The organism is Pseudomonas sp. GCM10022186, from assembly GCF_042656385.1.
Lineage (GTDB): Bacteria > Pseudomonadota > Gammaproteobacteria > Pseudomonadales > Pseudomonadaceae > Metapseudomonas.
This window is the reverse complement of record NZ_JBHSOU010000047.1, coordinates 74,106-90,953: the sequence shown is the minus strand read 5'-3', so window position 1 is coordinate 90,953 and position 16,848 is coordinate 74,106. Positions and strand designations below refer to the sequence as shown.

Sequence of the window (16,848 nt, the reverse complement as noted above, 5' to 3'; positions counted from 1 at the left end):
CTGTTCAACGTAGGCCGTCCGCATGTCGATTCCTCCTCTGGGCCAAACCTTCTATCCCCCGGATTAAGAATCGGCGTGCGGGCGGCCTTTGCATAGGATCTACAGAAAGAGCAGATCGCGACCCCTTAATATCTAGTCAATCGATATAAACAGAGCAAAATAACGCACAATTGATTCGATTTTCTGGCGTAACATCGAACCCATCTCAACCTTGAGGAGGTCCAGATGAGCCATCGCCAGATTCTCGAACAACGCCCCGGCCAACCCGCCTCGGACGGTGCCGGGGTCAACCTGACCCGGGTCTTCGCCGAACAGGGCGTGCCGCGCTTCGATCCCTTCCTGATGCTCGACGAGTTCGGTTCGGCCAACCCGGACGACTATGTCGCCGGCTTCCCGCCACACCCGCACCGTGGCTTCGAGACCATCACCTACATGATCGAAGGCCGTATGCGTCATGAGGATCACCTGGGCAACAGCGGGCTGCTGCAGAACGGCGGCGTACAGTGGATGACCGCTGCCCGCGGCATCATCCACAGCGAGATGCCGGAACAGGAGGAAGGCGTGATGCGCGGCTTCCAGATCTGGCTCAACCTGCCGGCCAAGGACAAGATGGGCGACCCCGGCTACCGCGACTTCGACCCGGCGGAGATTCCCCGCGTGCATACCGACGCAGGCGTCGAGGCGCTGGTGATCGCCGGCCGCTTCGAAGAGGGCGCGCTGAGCCAGCCCGGCGCGGTGCAGCGCCCGCATAGCGAACCTCAAATCTTCGACCTGCATCTCCCCGCCGGTAGCCGGGTATCCCCGCGACTGGCCGAGGGGTTGCGGGTGATGCTCTACGTCTACGAGGGTGAGTTGCACGTCAACGGCCACCCCATCGGCAAGGGCCGCCTGGCACGCCTCTCCGAGACGGGCGCGGTGGAAATGGCCAGTGATGGGGGCGCCAAGGTCCTGCTGCTGGCCGGTCGCCCGCTGGGCGAACCCATAGTCCAGTACGGTCCCTTCGTGATGAACACGCGGGAAGAGATCGAGCAGGCGCTGCGGGATTACCGCGATGGACGCTTTGGTGCCTGAGGTGCTTCGCATGGCGGTGGGCTGAAGCGGAGCGCCGCCCGGCCCACCCGACTCAAACGGCGGGTACGACCTGCGGATGCACCGGTGCCGTCTCCAGGCCGAGGAAGCTCTGCAGCTCGTCGCGCTTGGCCATGGCGTCCTGGTAGCCCAGTTCGATCAGTTCGTTGCAATAGCCAGGCTCGAACAGCAGGTAGCTGAGCACCCCCGCACCGCTGGCCCGGGTCGCCCCGGGGCCGCGCAGGAAGGTGCGGATGGCGCGCGGCATCTCCCGTCGATGCCGCGCCGCGATCTCATCCAGCGGCCGGCTCGGCGAGATCACCAGAACGTCCACCTGTTTCGAACTGAGATTGCGCGGCCTGGCTTGCGCCGGGATGGCCCTGCTCATGCGGTTGATCCGTTCCAGCAGTTCGATGTCGCTTTCCAGGTTGTCGATGAAGGTGCTGTTCAGCAGGTGCCCGCCGATCTGCGCCAGGGTCGGTGGCCGTCCGCCCTGGGGCTGCACCACCTCCTGGGAGGGGTTCATGCCCAGCGGATTGCCGCTCACCCCCACCACCAGCACCCGGCTGGCCCCCAGGTGCAGCGCCGGGCTGATGGGCGCCGTCTGGCGCACCGCACCGTCGCCGAAATACTCGCGGCCCAGGCGCACCGCGGGGAACAGCATGGGAATCGCCGCGCTGGCCATCAGGTGCTCGACGTCCAGGCGGGTCGGCACGCCGACGCGGCGGTGCCGATACCAGGGTTCGATGGTGGCGCGGCCCTGGTAGAAGGTCACCGCCTGGCCGGTCTCGTAGCCGAAGGCGGTCACCGCCACGGCCCGCAGCTGGCGGCTACGCACCGCGGCGGAGATCCCCGAGAAGTCCAGCTCACGTTGCAGGAGCTCGCGCAGGGGAGCGTTGTCCAGCAGCGCCGCCGGAATGTCCCGACCCAGCCCGAGCAGATTGTGACCGAAGAAGCGCGAACTCTGGCGCAAGACGCCGGGCCAGTCGCTCCGGTAGATCTGCCCGCAATGGAAACCCTGCCAGACGCTGTTGAGGCGGCGGATCGCCTGGCTGAAATGCAACGCTCCGCAGGCCAGGCCGACGGCGTTCACCGCCCCGGCGGAGGTGCCCACGATCACGGGAAAAGGGTTGCAGGCGGCATCCGGCAGCAGGTCGGCGATGGCGCCCAGCACCCCCACCTGGTAGGCCGCCCGCGAACCGCCACCGGAGAGAATCAGCCCGGTCACGGGCTTCTGGGTGGTAGCGGTTACGTCCATGGACGACACTCCGGGCGTTCTGTTCCGAGTATAGGTTTCAGTAAAGCTTCGGCGCCCCCTCCGGGCGGGTCTTGAAGCGGCGATGGGCCCAGAGGTACTGCTCGGGGCACTCGCGCACCGCCCCCTCCACCCACTGGTTGATACGCAGGCAATCGGCCTCCTCGGTTTCCCCGGGGAAATCGGCCAGCGGCGGATGGATCACCAGGCGGTAGCCGGAACCATCCTCCAGGCGGCGCTGGGTGAAGGGCAGGACGATGGCGCGGCCCAGGCGGGCGAACTTGGTGGTGGCGGTGACGGTGGCCGCCTCGATGCCGAACAGCGGCACGAACAGGCTCTGCTTGCGGCCATAGTCCTGATCAGGCGCATACCAGATGGCGCGGCCGGCGCGCAGCACCTTGAGCATGGCGCGCACATCCTCGCGCTCGATGGCGGAGGCATCCAGGTTGTGGCGCTCGCGGCCGCGACGCTGGATGAAGTCGAACAACGCGTTCTTGTGCTCGCGGTACATGCCGTCGATGGTATGCACCTGGCCCAGCAGCGCGGCGCCGATCTCCAGGGTGGTGAAGTGCAGGGCCATGAGAATCACCCCCTGCCCCTGGGCCTGGGCATTCTGCAGATGCTCCAGCCCCTCGATATGGGACAGTCGTGCCAGGCGGGGCTTGGGCCACCACCAGCTCATGGCCATCTCGAAGAAGGCGATGCCGGTGGAGGCGAAGTTCTCCCGCAGGAGACGCTCGCGCTCGGCGCTGGACAGTTCCGGGAAACACAACTCCAGGTTCCGTCGGGCAATCTTCCGTCGCGAACCGGCCACCCGCAGCATCAGCGCCCCCAGCACGCGGCCCAGGCCCAGCTGCACCCGGTAAGGCAGCAAGGTGATCAGCCAGAGCAGGCCCAGGCCCAGCCACAGCACCCAATAACGCGGGTGGAGGAACTGTGGGCGAAATTGAGGTCTATCCATCTCTGAATCCGCTTGAGCGAGAAAACCGCGCATTCTACTCGAAATGCGCCGACCCCTCCGGCTTGCTAGCGCCGGGCGATCTCGCTATAAGTCCTCGCCATTCACGATTGCAGGCAGACCATGAGCCAAGCCGACTTTCTCGACCAAGACCCCGTGTTCCAGCTCAAGGGCAGCATGCTCGCCATCACCGTGATGGAACTGGCGCACTACGACCTCGAACGCCTCGACCGGCAACTGGACGAGAAAGTCGCCCAGGCCCCCAACTTCTTCCGGAACACCCCGCTGGTGATGGCGCTGGACAAGCTGCCCGAGGGCGAGCCGGCCCTGGACCTCCCCGCGCTGCTGGACATCTGCCGCCGCCACGGCCTGCGCACCCTGGCCATCCGCGCCAGCCGCGAAGAGCACATCAAGGCCGCCGACGCCCTGGACATCCCGGTATTGCCACCATCCGGCGCCCGCGAACGCCCCATCGATCCGGTGGAACCCGTGGCCAAGAAAAAAGCCGAGCAGCCGGCCGAGCCGCCCAAGCCCGAGGTGCAACCGACGAAAGTCATCACCACCCCGGTGCGTGGTGGCCAACAGGTCTATGCTCCTGGCGGCGACCTGGTGGTGCTGGCCGCGGTCAGCCCTGGTGCGGAACTTCTCGCCGACGGCAACATCCATGTGTACGGTCCCATGCGCGGCCGAGCCCTGGCCGGCATCAAGGGCGATACCAAGGCGCGCATCTTCTGCCGCCAACTGGCCGCGGAGCTGGTATCCGTGGCCGGCCAGTACAAGGTTGCCGACGACCTGCGGCGCGACCCCTTATGGGGCCAGCAGGTACAAGTCAGCCTGTCGGGAGACGTGTTGAACATCACCCGCCTTTAACGGATACTGCCGCGAATTTTCAGGGAACTGAAAGGGAAGCTGGAGCGGCCTGGATGGGCCGATAACTTCCCGATTTTCTTATCTTTTGGGGTGAATCACCTTGGCCAAGATCCTCGTTGTCACGTCCGGCAAGGGTGGTGTGGGTAAAACCACCACCAGCGCCGCCATCGGTACCGGTCTCGCACTGCGCGGTCACAAGACAGTCATCGTCGACTTCGACGTCGGCCTGCGTAACCTGGACCTGATCATGGGTTGCGAACGCCGCGTGGTGTACGACTTCGTCAACGTCATCAACGGCGAAGCGACCCTCACCCAGGCCCTGATCAAGGACAAGCGCCTGGAAAACCTCTACGTCCTGGCTGCCAGCCAGACCCGCGACAAGGACGCCCTGACCCTCGAAGGCGTCGGCAAGGTCATCGAGGAGCTGTCCCAGACCTTCGAATACGTGGTCTGCGACTCGCCGGCCGGTATCGAGAAGGGCGCCCACCTGGCCATGTACTACGCCGACGAAGCGATCGTCGTGACCAACCCGGAAGTCTCCTCCGTACGTGACTCCGACCGTATGCTCGGCCTGCTGGCCAGCAAGTCCCGCCGTGCTGAAAAAGGCCAGGATCCGATCAAGGAACGCCTGCTGCTGACCCGCTACAACCCCGAGCGCGTCACCAAGGGCGAAATGCTCGGCGTCGACGACGTCGAGGAAATCCTCGCCATCAACCTGCTCGGTGTCATTCCGGAATCCCAGGCGGTGCTCAAGGCCTCCAACCAGGGTATCCCGGTCATCCTCGACGACCAGAGCGACGCCGGCCAGGCGTACAGCGATTCCGTCGATCGTCTGCTCGGAAAGGAGCTGCCTCACCGCTTCCTCGACGTGCAGAAGAAAGGACTCTTACAACGCCTGTTCGGAGGCCGTGAATGAACATTTTCGACTTCTTTCGCGAGCGGAAGAAGCAGAACAGCGCTTCGATCGCTAAGGAACGACTCCAGATCATCGTCGCCCACGAGCGTGGTCAACGCAGCCAGCCGGACTACCTGCCGGCCCTGCAGAAAGAACTCGTGGACGTGATTCGCAAGTATGTCGACATCGACCAGGAGCAGGTCCAGGTCTTGCTGGAGGATCAGGGCAACTGCTCGATCCTCGAGTTGAACATTACCCTGCCCGATCGTTGATCGAGCAATAGTCAAAGACGGCGGCTTCGGCCGCCGTCTGCGTTTGTGGGATACCCAATGCCGCTTTCCCAGATCCAACTCATCCACCAGGACGACGCCCTGCTGGTGGTCAACAAGCCGACACTCCTGCTCTCGGTGCCGGGGCGCACCGACGACAACAAGGACTGCCTGATCACCCGCCTGCAGGAAAACGGCTATCCCGAGGCACGCATCGTCCACCGCCTGGACTGGGAAACCTCCGGCCTGATCGTCCTGGCCCGCGACGCCGACAGCCACCGCGAGCTGTCCCGCCAGTTCCATGACCGCGAAACCGAGAAGGCCTACACCGCCCTCTGCTGGGGCGAGCCGGAACTGGACAGTGGCCGTATCGAACTGCCCCTGCGCTACGACCCGCCGACCAAGCCGCGCCATGTGGTGGACTTCGAGCAAGGCCGCCACGCCCTGACCTTCTGGCGGGTGATCGAACGCTGCGGCCACTACAGCCGCGTCGAGCTGACCCCCATCACCGGGCGCTCGCACCAGTTGCGCGTGCACATGCTGTCCATCGGCCATCCGCTGCTGGGCGACCGCCTGTACGCCAATCCCGAGGCCCTGGCCGCCCACGACCGTCTCTGCCTGCATGCCAGCCTGCTCTGCCTGACCCATCCCCGGACGGGTGAACGCCTTCGATTCGAGTGTCCTGCGCCGTTCTGACCTAGGCTCAAGAAAAAGACTCAGCGTTATTCGGGGAAATCATGAGCTTCACCGAGTTCTACAACGCGACCGAAGGCCAACCCGCCCGCTTCACCCTGCTCACCGCCCTGGAAAGCTGGGACGGGCCGCCCGGCCACGCCCTGGACCTGGGCTGCGGCGCCGGCCGCGACACCCTGGAACTGCTCCGGCGCGGCTGGCAGGTGCTGGCGGTGGACGCCGAACCCGAGGCCCTGGCCCGTCTCGACGCCCAGCTCGACGAACGCCACCGCCCGCACCTGACCAGCCGCTGCTGCCGATTCGAATCCATGCAGCTTCCCGCCGCCGACCTGATCAACTCCAGCTTCGCCCTGCCCCTCTGCCCGCCCGCCGCTTTCCCCGGCCTGTGGCAAGGCATCTGCGGGGCACTGCCCGCCGGCGGCCTGTTCGCCGGCCACCTGTTCGGCGAGCGGGACGACTGGGCCGACAACGGCATCACCATCCTGCGCCGCCGACAACTGGAAGAGTTCCTGGCTGGCTGGGACGTGCTGATGCTGGAAGAAAAGGAAGAAGACGGCATCACCGCCAAGGGCCGCAACAAGCACTGGCACCTGTTCTCGGTGGTCGCCCGGCGCCTGTAGGCTGGATAGCGCTTTTCTATCCACCAGCGGAGTCAGGCCTGGCCGCGCTTGGTGGACCGGTGAAGCGTGGTCCACCCTACGCACCGATTGACATGGAATCCCCACAACCAGGCCCCGGCTATTGGCCTGTTAGCAAAAATTCACCGCCGACCGCCCTCCTAATCCTCCGCAGCGATGGGATAAACTCCCGGCCACTGCTGTCCGGAGTCCCACAATGCGCGAAGAGTTGAACCAGGGCCTGATCGATTTTCTCAAGGCCTCGCCCACCCCCTTCCATGCCACCCGCAGCCTGGCCAAGCGCCTGGAGGCTGCCGGCTATGTGCATCTCGATGAACGCGAGGCCTGGCGCATCGAAAGCGGTGGCCGTTATTACGTGACCCGCAACGACTCCTCCATAGTCGCCATCAAGCTGGGCAAGCGCCCGGTGCTGGAAGGCGGCCTGCGCCTGGTCGGCGCCCACACCGACAGCCCCTGCCTGCGGGTCAAGCCGAACCCGGAACTGCACAAGCAGGGGTTCTGGCAACTGGGTGTCGAAGTCTATGGCGGCGCGCTGCTCGCGCCCTGGTTCGACCGCGACCTGTCCATCGCCGGCCGCGTCACCTACCGTGCCGCCGGCATGGTGGAAAGCCAGCTGGTCGACTTCCAGGCGCCCATCGCCGTGATCCCCAACCTGGCCATCCACCTCAACCGTGAGGCCAACCAGGGCTGGGCCATCAACGCCCAGACCGAATTGCCGCCGATCCTGGCGCAACTCGCCGCCGGCGAAGCCCGCGACTTCCGCGACCTGCTGGCCGAGCAACTGACCCTGGAACATGGCGTGGCCGCCGACGCCGTGCTGGATTACGAACTGTCCTTCTACGACACCCAGAGTGCCGCGGTCATCGGCCTGGACGGCGACTTCATCGCCGGCGCGCGCCTGGACAACCTGCTGTCCTGCTATGCCGGCCTGCAGGCGCTGCTGGCCGCCGAGGCCGACGAGAGCTGCGTGCTGGTCTGCACCGACCACGAGGAAGTGGGCTCCTGCTCCGCCTGCGGCGCCGACGGCCCGATGCTGGAACAGATCCTGCGCCGCGTGCTGCCCGAGGGCGACGCTTTCGCCCGGGTGATCCAGCGCTCGCTGCTGGTGTCCGCCGACAATGCCCATGGCGTGCACCCCAACTACGCCGACAAGCACGACGGCAACCACGGCCCGAAACTCAACGCCGGCCCGGTGATCAAGGTCAACAGCAACCAGCGCTACGCCACCAACAGCGAAACCGCCGGTTTCTTCCGCCACCTCTGCCTGGAGAACGAAGTGCCGGTGCAGAGCTTCGTGACCCGCAGCGACATGGGGTGCGGCTCCACCATCGGCCCCATCACCGCCAGCCAGCTGGGGGTGCGCACCGTGGATATCGGCCTGCCGACCTTCGCCATGCACTCCATCCGCGAACTGGCCGGCAGCCACGACCTGGCCCACCTGGTGAAGGTGCTGGCCGCCTTCTACTCCAGCCACGACCTGCCCTGACCCGGAAGGAACCCCGCATGCTCAGCCATATCCGCAACAGCCTGGAGGAAGCCAGGACCGCCCTGGACAACTTCATCGCCAACGAGCAGGCCCTGAAAAGCGTCGAGCGTGCGGCGGAACTCCTGGTCGAGAGCTTCGAGAACAAGGGCAAGGCGTTTTCCTGCGGCAACGGCGGCTCCATGTGCGATGCCATGCACTTCGCCGAGGAGCTGACCGGCCGCTACCGCAAGAATCGCCCAGGCATTGCGGCCATTTCCATCAGCGACGCCAGCCATATCAGCTGCGTCGCCAACGACTTCGGCTACGACCATATTTTCTCCCGCTACATCGAGTCCCACGGCCGTGCCGGTGACGTGCTGATCGCCATCAGCACCAGCGGCAAGAGCCCCAACGTGATCAAGGCCGCCGAAGCCGCCCGCGCCTTGGGCGTGAAGGTGGTGGCCCTCACCGGCAAGCCCGGCTCGGCGCTGGAAGCCCTGGCCGACGTGTGCATCTGCGCCCCCGGCGGCGACTTCGCCGACCGCGTGCAGGAACTGCACATCAAGGTGCTGCATATCCTGATCGAGCTGGTGGAGCGCAAGCTCAGCCCCGAGAATTACGCCTGATCTGCATTCGCTTCCCTGTAGGGGCGAATTCATTCGCCAAGGGAGGCGCAGCCGCCCCGTTTCCGTAGGTTGGTGCAGGCCACGCTGGTCCGAGCGCAGCGAGGCCCAACGACCGCGGCGTCGGCCAGGGGATGTCGGGTTTCGTTCCTCTACCCAACCTACGGGTATCGCGCCGTTTTTTCGTTCAGCCTTCAGCGCTCTTGTCGGCCCTTCGCCTTACTCCGGCACTTCCACGCTCACATGGATCGCGTCGTGCCGCCAGAACTCCAGGTCGCAGTCGATCAGCCGCCCATGCTGGTCGCGGTTGATGCGGGTGATGCGCAGCGCCGGGCTGCCGGCTGACACCTTGAGCGGCGCGGCCGCTTCCGGATGCAGGGCGGTGGGTACCATGTCGAAACGCACCCGGCCGTAGCGGATGCCGTACTCGCTGGCATAGAGGTCGGTCAGCGAGCGGGTCAGGTCGAAGTCGATGATCCCGGGAAAGTAGGCCGGGTTCAGGTAGTGCTCCACATAGAGCACCAGGCGCCCGTCCACCCGGCGGACCCGGCGGATCTGGTAGACGCTGGAAAGGGCCGGCAGCTCCAGCAGCTCGCAGACTTCCACGCTGGCCGGAATGAGCCTGGCCCCCAGCACTTCAGTGGCGGGCACCCTGCCCTGCTCGGCCACCATGGCGTGGAAGTGGCTGCGCACCAGCGGGTTGTAGGCGAGCCTCGGCGGCGAGACGAACCAGCCACGGCGCTCCTCGCGGTAGATCAGCCCCTGGGCTTCCAGTTGCCCCAGGGCTTCGCGCAGGGTGATGCGGGTCGTGTCGAACAACTCGCTCAGCTTGCGCTCGGCGGGCAGCTTGCTGCCATGGGGCAACAGGCCGTGTTCGATCTGCTCCTGCAGGGCGCTGCAGATGGCGGTCAGGGTGCGGGGCGCCTCGTCGCGCATCGAAAGACTCCAATCTGGAATAGACCAGCACCACCCGGGTGCATCATGGCCGGTTTTGCCGGCCATCCTAGGCAGCCTAGATGACTGTCGGATGACAGTCAGGCACGCCTGCATGCGCCATGCCATCGCCAATAGCGACCGCCTTCCGAATCAGCCACTTGGCCATGGTCTACGCTTTTCAGGCGTCTGCCGCTGCCGGACCGGGTGGCGACCCTGAAATCAAACCGTCATCCAAGGCTTTTAGATTTGGCCTGGGTCTTGCTGATCTAGACCAACCTCCAAACCTGCTAAGGAGCTTCACATGAAACGCCTGTTGCTGGCTTCACTGATGGGAACGGCCATCGCCCTGGGGACCCAGGCCATGGCAAGCGACGCAGATCTGAAGAGCCTCGAACAAGCCGCCCGCAAGGAAGGCACCGTGAACAGCGTGGGCATGCCTGACAGCTGGGCCAACTGGAAGGACACCTGGCTCGACCTCGGCAAGCTCTATGGTCTGAAGCACGTCGACACCGACATGAGCTCGGCCCAGGAAATCGCCAAGTTCGCCGCCGAGAAGGACAACGCCACCGCCGATATCGGCGACGTCGGCGCGGCCTTCGGCCCCATCGCCGTCCAGCAAGGCGTGACCCAGCCCTACAAACCGAGCACCTGGGCGCAGATCCCCGACTGGGCCAAGGATGCGGACGGCCACTGGATGCTGGCCTATACCGGCTCCATCGCCTTCATCGTCAACAAGCAGCTGGTCAAGGAGTCGCCCAGATCCTGGGCCGACCTGAAGACCGGCAAGTACAAGGTCGCCATCGGCGACGTCAGCGCCGCCGCCCAGGCGGTCAATGGCGTGCTGGCCGCGGCCATCGCCAATGGCGGTAACGAGAAGAACATCCAGCCGGGCCTGGACTTCTTCGCCGAGATCGCCAAGCAGGGCCGCCTGTCCCTGTCCAACCCCACCATCCAGACCCTGGAGAAGGGCGAAGTGGAAGTGGGCATCGTCTGGGACTTCAACGGCCTGTCCTACCGCGACCAGATCGACCCCAGCCGCTTCGACGTGCTGATTCCTTCAGACGGCTCGGTGATCTCCGGCTACACCACCATCATCAACAAGTACGCGAAGAACCCCAACGCGGCGAAGCTGACCCGCGAGTACATCCTCAGCGACGCCGGCCAGATCAACCTGGCCAAGGGCAACGCCCGGCCGATCCGCGCCGAGCACCTGACCCTGCCGGCCGAGGTCAAGGCCAAGCTGCTGCCCAACGAGCAGTACGCCAAGGTCCAGCCGATCAAGGACGCCAAGGCCTGGGAAGCCACTTCCAAGGCGCTGCCGCAGCTGTGGCAGGAACACGTGATCATCGAGATGGAATGATGAAGCACAAAGTCATCCTCGTTCTGCTGGATGGCCTGAACTACGAGGTGGCCCGGCATGCGCTGGGCCACCTGCAGGCCTACTGCGGGGCCGGCCGGGCCGCCTTGTACAAACTCCAGTGCGAGCTGCCGGCGCTGTCCCGCCCACTCTACGAATGCATCCTCACCGGCATGCCGCCCATTGCGAGCGGCATCGTCCACAACGACGTGTCGCGCCTGTCGAAGGAACGCAGCATCTTCCATTACGCCAGCGCCGCCGGGCTCACCACCGCGGCCGCCGCCTACCACTGGGTCAGCGAGCTGTACAACCGCTCGCCCTTCATTGCCGCCCGCGACCGCCATACCGAGGCGCCAGAGCTGCCGATCCAGCACGGCCACTTCTACTACGCCGACCACTACCCGGATTCGCACCTCTTCGCCGACGCCGAGAGCCTGCGTCAGCGGCACGCTCCGGACTTCCTCCTGGTACATCCGATGAACGTGGACGACGCCGGCCACAAGCACGGCCTGGACTCGCCCCAGTACCGCAACAGCGCGCGACGCGCCGACATTCTCCTGGCCGAGTACCTACAGCTTTGGCTGGACGCCGGCTACCAGGTGCTGGTGACCGCCGACCACGGCATGAACAACGACCGTTCCCACAACGGCCTGCTGGCCGAGGAGCGGGAAGTGCCGCTGTTCGTCCTGGGGAATGCCTTCAGCCTGGATGCTACGGCACAGCCGAAGCAGACCGAGCTCTGCGGCACCGTCTGCGAGCTGCTCGGGGTCGCCCATGACAAGCCCTTGTGCCGGGAGCTGCTCAAGTGAACACCACCAAGCGGGGCAAGTGGCTGGCGGCGCTCTGCCTGCTGCCCTTCGCACTGTTCTTCATCGCCTTCCAGATCGCGCCGCTGGTCTGGGTCGCCATCAACAGCCTGAACACACCCGAAGGCTGGGGGCTGGGCAACTTCGCCAGGGCGTTCAGCTCGAAGTTCTACCTGCAGGCCATGAAGCACAGCCTGCAGATCGCCTTCTGGTCGAGCCTGTTCGGCATCGTCATCGCGGTGATCGGCAGCTATTCGTTACGCAAGGTGGATTCGAAGCTGCGCGACTTCGTCATGGCCTTTTCCAACATGACCAGCAACTTCGCCGGCGTGCCCCTGGCCTTCGCCTTCATCATCCTGCTTGGCTTCAACGGCGCGCTGACCATCCTGCTCAAGCAGTCCGGCCTGATCGAGGACTTCAACCTCTATTCGAAGGCCGGCCTGATCGTGCTCTACACCTACTTCCAGATTCCCCTCGGCGTGCTGCTGCTCTACCCGGCCTTCGACGCCCTGCGCGAGGACTGGCGCGAATCCGCCGAGCTGCTCGGCGCCGGCCCCTGGCAATTCTGGCGACACATCGGCCTGCCGGTACTGACCCCGGCGCTGCTGGGCACCTTCGTCATCCTGCTGGCCAATGCCCTGGGCGCCTACGCCACCGTCTACGCCCTGACCACCGGCAACTTCAATGTGCTGACCATCCGCATCGCCGCCATGGTCGCCGGCGACATCGCCCTCAACCCCAACCTGGCCAGCGCCCTGGCGATGATCCTGGTGGGTCTGATGGCCCTGATCACCGTGGTCCACCAGTGGCTGCTGAAGAGGAGCTACCATGTCGCGCGCTGAAGTCCGCAGTGGAAGTCTTTACCACCGCGTGGTGGTCTGGCTGCTGTTCCTGATCCTGCTGCTGCCGCTGGCCGGAACCCTGCTCTACTCCCTGTCCACCAGCTGGTCGGCGACCATCCTGCCGGATGGCCTGACCTTCAAGTGGTACCTGGCGCTGTGGAGCGACGCGCGTTTCCTCACCGCCTTCGGCCAGTCGCTGCTGGTGTGCTTCGGTGCCCTGGCCCTGTCGGTGGTGCTGATCCTGCCTCTGCTGTTCGTGGTGAACTACCACTTCCCCAGGCTCGACGGGCTGATGAACATCCTCATCCTGCTGCCCTTCGCGGTACCGCCGGTGGTCTCTTCGGTGGGCCTGCTGCAGATTTACGGCTCAGGGCCCCTGGCCATGGTGGGCACGCCCTGGATCCTGATCGGCTGCTTCTTCACCATCGCCCTGCCCTTCATGTACCGCGCCATCACCAACAACCTGCAGGCCATCAACCTGCGCGACCTGATGGATGCCGCCCACCTGCTCGGCGCCAACACCTGGAGGGCGGCCTTCATGGTGGTGCTGCCGAACCTGCGCAAGGGCCTGATGGTGTCGCTGTTCCTGTCGTTCTCCTTTCTGTTCGGCGAGTTCGTCTTCGCCAACCTGCTGGTGGGCACCCGCTACGAGACCCTGCAGGTCTACCTGAACAACATGCGCAACAGCAGCGGCCACTTCAACAGCGCCCTGGTGATCTCGTACTTCTTCTTCGTGCTGCTGTTCACCTGGGCAGCCAACCGTCTGAACAAGGACAAGGCATGAGTTTTCTTTCCATCCGCGGCCTGCACAAGAGCTATGGCCAGACCGCCATTTTCAGCGACATCCACTGCGAGATCGGCAAGGGCGAATTCGTCACCCTGCTCGGCCCTTCCGGCTGCGGCAAGTCCACCCTGCTGCGCTGCATCGCTGGGCTCACCGAGGTCAACGGCGGGCAGATCCTCCTGGGCGGCCAGGACCTGGTACCGCTGTCGCCGCAGAAGCGCGGCATCGGCATGGTGTTCCAGAGCTACGCGCTGTTTCCCAACATGACGGTGCAGCAGAACGTCGCCTTCGGCCTGCGCATGCAGAAGGTCTCGGCCGATGACAGCCGCCGCCGGGTCGAAGACGTCCTGGCCATGGTGGAACTGCAGGACTTCGCCGCACGCTACCCGCACCAGCTCTCCGGTGGCCAGTGCCAGCGGGTGGCCCTGGCCCGCTCCCTGGTCACCCGCCCCCGCCTGCTGCTGCTGGACGAGCCGCTGTCGGCACTGGACGCGCGCATCCGCAAACACCTGCGCGAACAGATCCGCCACATCCAGCAGGAACTGGGGCTGACCACCATCTTCGTCACCCATGACCAGGAAGAAGCCCTGACCCTGTCCGACCGCATCTTCCTGATGAACGCCGGGCGCATCGTCCAGAGCGGCGACGCCGAAACCCTCTACACCGCACCGGTGGATGCCTTCGCCGCCGGCTTCATCGGCAACTACAACCTGCTCGACGCCGAGACCGCCAGCCGCCTGCTGCAGCGTCCGGTGAACGGCCGCATCGCCATCCGCCCGGAAGCCATCACCCTGAGCGCTGACGGCGGCATCGAGGCCGAGGTGCGCAGCCACAGCCTGCTGGGCAACGTGGTGCGCTACCGGGTCGAGGCCCGGGGCGTCGAACTGGTGGTGGACGTACTCAACCGCTCCGCCGAAGATCTGCACCGCAAGGGCCAGCGCATTGGCCTGTGCATCGACGACCATGCAATCCGGGAGGTGGCCTGATGGCCCTGGCGATCTTCGATCTTGACGACACCCTGATAGACGGCGACTGCGCCAGCCTGTGGAGCGGGTACATGGCCGAGCTGGGCTGGGTCGATGGGGAATCCTTCGTCCGCAAGGACCACGAACTCATGGCGCTCTACGCCGAAGGCAAACTGGCGATGGAAGACTACATGGCCTTCAGCCTGTCGCCGTTGGTTGGGCGCACCGCCGATGAGGTGGAGTTCGTCGTCGGGCCCTTCGTCGAGGACGTCATCGAGCCATTGATCCACTCCGACGCCATGCGCTGCCTGGCGAAACACCGTGAGGCGGGCGACCGGATCCTGGTGATCTCCGCGTCGGCGTACTTCCTGGTCAGCGCCATCGCCGAGCGTCTCGGTGTGGAAGAGGTGCTGGCCATCGACCTGGACGAACAGCACGGCTGCTACAGCGGCCGCACCCGTGGCGTACTCACCTACCGCGAAGGCAAGGTGACCCGCCTGAATGCCTGGCTGGAAGAGCACCGGGAAAACCTGGAAGGCGCCTACTTCTATTCCGACTCCCGCAACGACCTGCCCCTGCTGTCCCTGGTGGCCAATCCCCACACGGTCAACCCCGACCCGACGCTGCGCGCCCATGCCGAGCAGGCGGGCTGGCCGATCCTGGAGTGGCGCTGAACCTCTCCCTTCTTCTTATAGGAGCGAATTCATTCGCGAAAAGGGCCGCACAAGCCGGTGGATGTCGCTTTTCACATCCACCAGCGAGGCCAGGCTCGGCACCGTCGGTGGATCGGTGAAGCGTGATCCACCCTACGATTGCCCTGTGGGAAAGAATTCATTCGCGAAGGGCCGCGCAGCGGCCCCATGGGCCAACATCTGAGACTCGATCACGGGCCATCACGCCAGCTCAGGACCCCCTTTTGAAACTCGGGACTGAATTGGGCCACTTCCTCATCGGTGACCAGTTCCTGGCAAGCCATCTTGACCAAGCCCTCATGGGCAGAGGAGCGGCTGAATCGATCGAAGACCGCCACCAAAAGCTTGTCTTGCTCCCGAATCAGCCGGTACAGCTCTCCATAGCGCTCATGGGCGCTGCGGGACGAGTCCAGGCAAAGGGCCTGACACTCATCGAGGATGCGCTGGCACATGCGCTCCAGAGCGACAGGCCGGAGCCTGGAGTATTTTTTCCAATCGGATTCGGCAATTTCTCGCATCGATGTCTCCCCGGGTCGCAAGATCGTGCCGTTGATTATGGTCGAGCGAACTCATTCGCGAAGGGCCGCGCAGCGGCCCCGTAGGTTGGGCCAAGCACCGAGCGGGATCGCGCCTCCCTCACCCCCAGCCCCTCTCCCAGAGGGAGAGGGGAGCAATCCGTGCTAGGCGAAACCTACCCTGTAGGGGCGAATTCATTCGCCAAGCAGGCCGCAGGCCTGCCCACCCCCCTTACAACAGCGTCAGGGTGTAGCTGAGGATCAGGCGGTTCTCGTCCTGGTCGCGCACGGCGTCGCTGCGCAGCGCGGCGTTGCGCCAGGACACGCCCAGCCCTTTCAGCGGCCCGCTCTGCAGCACGTAATCCAGGCGCAAGTCGCGTTCCCACTCGCCCTGGTCGCTGGCCTGGGTCTCGATGTTGTCGCCCTTGAGGTAGGTGGCCTGCGCCCTGAGCCCCGGCACGCCGAGCTTGGCGAAGTCATAGCCGTACTCGGCCACCCAGGTGCGCTCGCCGGCGCTGAGGAACTTGCCGATCTGGCGGTCGGTGATCAGGTAGGCGGTGGCGCCGTCGCCCTGGTTGAGGAAGGGGAAGGCGCTGTCGCCGGACACCTGCTGGTAGCCCAGGCTGGCCGCGTGACCGCCGAGGCTGTAGGTGAACAGGGCGCTCCAGGTGCGGTTGTCCACCTCGAAGCGGTCCGGGTCGTTGGCGGCCCAGTTGCCCGCGCTGCGGAAGCCTTCGGCCCGCCCGGCGACGCTGCCGTTCTTGCCGTCGGAGTCGCTGTGGAAGTAGCGCAGGTCGGACTTCAGCGCGCCCACCGGCAGCGCCCAGTTGTGGGTCAGGCCGACGAAGTGCTGCTGGTAGAAGTCTTCCAGGTTGCCGTAGTAGTACTGCGCGAGCAGGGCATCGCTGACCTTGTAGTCGCCGCCGGCGAAGTAGAACTTGTTGACGAACTGGCCGGTGCGGGCGTTGTTCGCGCCGGCGATGGACAGGCCACGGGCATCGCTGGAGTTGCGTCCCTTGGCGTGTTCCAGCTGGCCGCCGACCAGGGTCAGGCCGGCGATCTCGCTGGAGGTGACCTGCCCGCCCTCGAAGGTCTGCGGCAGCAGGCGGCCGTCGTTGTAGGTCACCACCGGCAGCTTCGGCAGCAGGGTGCCGAGGCGCGCCTCGGTCTTGGAAATGCGCAGCTTGCCGGTCACCCCCAGGCTGCCGAAGTCGTCC

19 protein-coding genes are annotated in these 16,848 nt (G+C 65.3%); 14 read left to right on the top strand and 5 right to left on the bottom strand.

All coding sequences use genetic code 11. The features are described 5' to 3' along the window. The first annotated feature begins 225 nt into the window (after positions 1–225). Complete coding sequence (locus ACFPU0_RS17125) at positions 226–1,071, top strand: pirin family protein (protein ID WP_377694439.1); 846 nt, start codon at positions 226–228, stop codon at positions 1,069–1,071. A gap of 52 nt (positions 1,072–1,123) precedes the next feature. On the opposite strand, the gene ACFPU0_RS17120 is transcribed toward ACFPU0_RS17125, so the two are convergent. Together ACFPU0_RS17120 and ACFPU0_RS17115 are read right to left on the bottom strand one after the other, a co-directional pair. Beyond that, complete coding sequence (locus tag ACFPU0_RS17120) at positions 1,124–2,326, bottom strand: patatin-like phospholipase family protein (protein ID WP_377694437.1); 1,203 nt, start codon at positions 2,324–2,326, stop codon at positions 1,124–1,126. Positions 2,327–2,363: 37 nt separating this feature from the next. Beyond that, the gene (locus ACFPU0_RS17115) at positions 2,364–3,284 is read right to left on the bottom strand and encodes a lipid A biosynthesis lauroyl acyltransferase (protein WP_377694436.1); all 921 of its coding nucleotides are present in this window, start codon (positions 3,282–3,284) and stop codon (positions 2,364–2,366) included. Positions 3,285–3,404: 120 nt separating this feature from the next. Between ACFPU0_RS17115 and minC the strand changes: the two genes are divergently transcribed. From minC to lpcA, 7 genes are all read left to right on the top strand, one after another. Then, the gene (gene minC, locus ACFPU0_RS17110; RefSeq protein ID WP_377694435.1) at positions 3,405–4,151 is read left to right on the top strand and encodes a septum site-determining protein MinC; all 747 of its coding nucleotides are present in this window, start codon (positions 3,405–3,407) and stop codon (positions 4,149–4,151) included. Between the two features lie 100 nt (positions 4,152–4,251). Continuing rightward, positions 4,252–5,067 (top strand): septum site-determining protein MinD, encoded by an 816-nt coding sequence (gene minD, locus ACFPU0_RS17105; protein WP_377694434.1) that lies wholly within the window; start codon positions 4,252–4,254, stop codon positions 5,065–5,067. Further along, entirely contained in the window at positions 5,064–5,318 is a 255-nt protein-coding gene (minE, locus tag ACFPU0_RS17100) for a cell division topological specificity factor MinE (RefSeq protein ID WP_280292442.1), read from the top strand. Before minD ends, minE begins: the two co-directional genes overlap by 4 nt. A gap of 57 nt (positions 5,319–5,375) precedes the next feature. Further along, positions 5,376–6,011, top strand: a complete 636-nt coding sequence (locus ACFPU0_RS17095; protein WP_377694433.1) for an RluA family pseudouridine synthase — start codon at positions 5,376–5,378, stop codon at positions 6,009–6,011. Between the two features lie 41 nt (positions 6,012–6,052). Continuing rightward, a complete protein-coding gene (locus ACFPU0_RS17090) occupies positions 6,053–6,628 on the top strand; it encodes a class I SAM-dependent methyltransferase (RefSeq protein WP_377694432.1) in 576 nt (191 codons plus the stop codon). A gap of 214 nt (positions 6,629–6,842) precedes the next feature. Beyond that, on the top strand, positions 6,843–8,132 hold the full coding sequence (locus tag ACFPU0_RS17085; RefSeq protein ID WP_377694431.1) for a M18 family aminopeptidase: 1,290 nt from the start codon (positions 6,843–6,845) through the stop codon (positions 8,130–8,132). 17 nt (positions 8,133–8,149) lie between these two features. Further along, positions 8,150–8,737 carry a D-sedoheptulose 7-phosphate isomerase gene (gene lpcA / locus ACFPU0_RS17080; RefSeq protein WP_377694430.1) on the top strand — a complete coding sequence of 196 codons (588 nt, stop codon included), beginning with the start codon at positions 8,150–8,152 and terminating at the stop codon, positions 8,735–8,737. Positions 8,738–8,953: 216 nt separating this feature from the next. Here the strand turns inward: lpcA and ACFPU0_RS17075 are convergent, their stop codons facing one another. Next, positions 8,954–9,670 (bottom strand): UTRA domain-containing protein, encoded by a 717-nt coding sequence (locus ACFPU0_RS17075; RefSeq protein WP_377694428.1) that lies wholly within the window; start codon positions 9,668–9,670, stop codon positions 8,954–8,956. A 301-nt stretch (positions 9,671–9,971) separates the two neighbouring features. Here ACFPU0_RS17075 and ACFPU0_RS17070 point away from each other — a divergent pair, with 301 nt between their 5' ends. Genes ACFPU0_RS17070 through ACFPU0_RS17045 form a run of 6 tightly spaced genes read left to right on the top strand, consistent with a single transcriptional unit; the run spans position 9,972 to position 15,098 of the window. Further along, on the top strand, positions 9,972–11,030 hold the full coding sequence (locus ACFPU0_RS17070; protein ID WP_377694427.1) for an ABC transporter substrate-binding protein: 1,059 nt from the start codon (positions 9,972–9,974) through the stop codon (positions 11,028–11,030). Further along, on the top strand, positions 11,030–11,836 hold the full coding sequence (locus ACFPU0_RS17065) for an alkaline phosphatase family protein (protein WP_377694440.1): 807 nt from the start codon (positions 11,030–11,032) through the stop codon (positions 11,834–11,836). Before ACFPU0_RS17070 ends, ACFPU0_RS17065 begins: the two co-directional genes overlap by 1 nt. Beyond that, positions 11,833–12,675, top strand: a complete 843-nt coding sequence (locus tag ACFPU0_RS17060) for an ABC transporter permease (RefSeq protein ID WP_377694426.1) — start codon at positions 11,833–11,835, stop codon at positions 12,673–12,675. Before ACFPU0_RS17065 ends, ACFPU0_RS17060 begins: the two co-directional genes overlap by 4 nt. Continuing rightward, on the top strand, positions 12,662–13,459 hold the full coding sequence (locus tag ACFPU0_RS17055; RefSeq protein WP_377694425.1) for an ABC transporter permease: 798 nt from the start codon (positions 12,662–12,664) through the stop codon (positions 13,457–13,459). The genes ACFPU0_RS17060 and ACFPU0_RS17055 overlap by 14 nt, the downstream gene beginning before the upstream one ends. Then, complete coding sequence (locus ACFPU0_RS17050; RefSeq protein ID WP_377694424.1) at positions 13,456–14,445, top strand: ABC transporter ATP-binding protein; 990 nt, start codon at positions 13,456–13,458, stop codon at positions 14,443–14,445. Before ACFPU0_RS17055 ends, ACFPU0_RS17050 begins: the two co-directional genes overlap by 4 nt. After that, positions 14,445–15,098, top strand: a complete 654-nt coding sequence (locus ACFPU0_RS17045) for an HAD family hydrolase (RefSeq protein ID WP_377694422.1) — start codon at positions 14,445–14,447, stop codon at positions 15,096–15,098. Before ACFPU0_RS17050 ends, ACFPU0_RS17045 begins: the two co-directional genes overlap by 1 nt. Before the next feature lie 209 nt (positions 15,099–15,307). Here the strand turns inward: ACFPU0_RS17045 and ACFPU0_RS17040 are convergent, their stop codons facing one another. Next, positions 15,308–15,634, bottom strand: coding sequence for a hypothetical protein (locus ACFPU0_RS17040; RefSeq protein ID WP_377694421.1), 327 nt, complete (start codon positions 15,632–15,634; stop codon positions 15,308–15,310). Between the two features lie 229 nt (positions 15,635–15,863). Beyond that, positions 15,864–16,848: OprD family outer membrane porin (locus ACFPU0_RS17035; RefSeq protein WP_377694420.1), on the bottom strand; the 985-nt coding region annotated here is incomplete at its 5' end.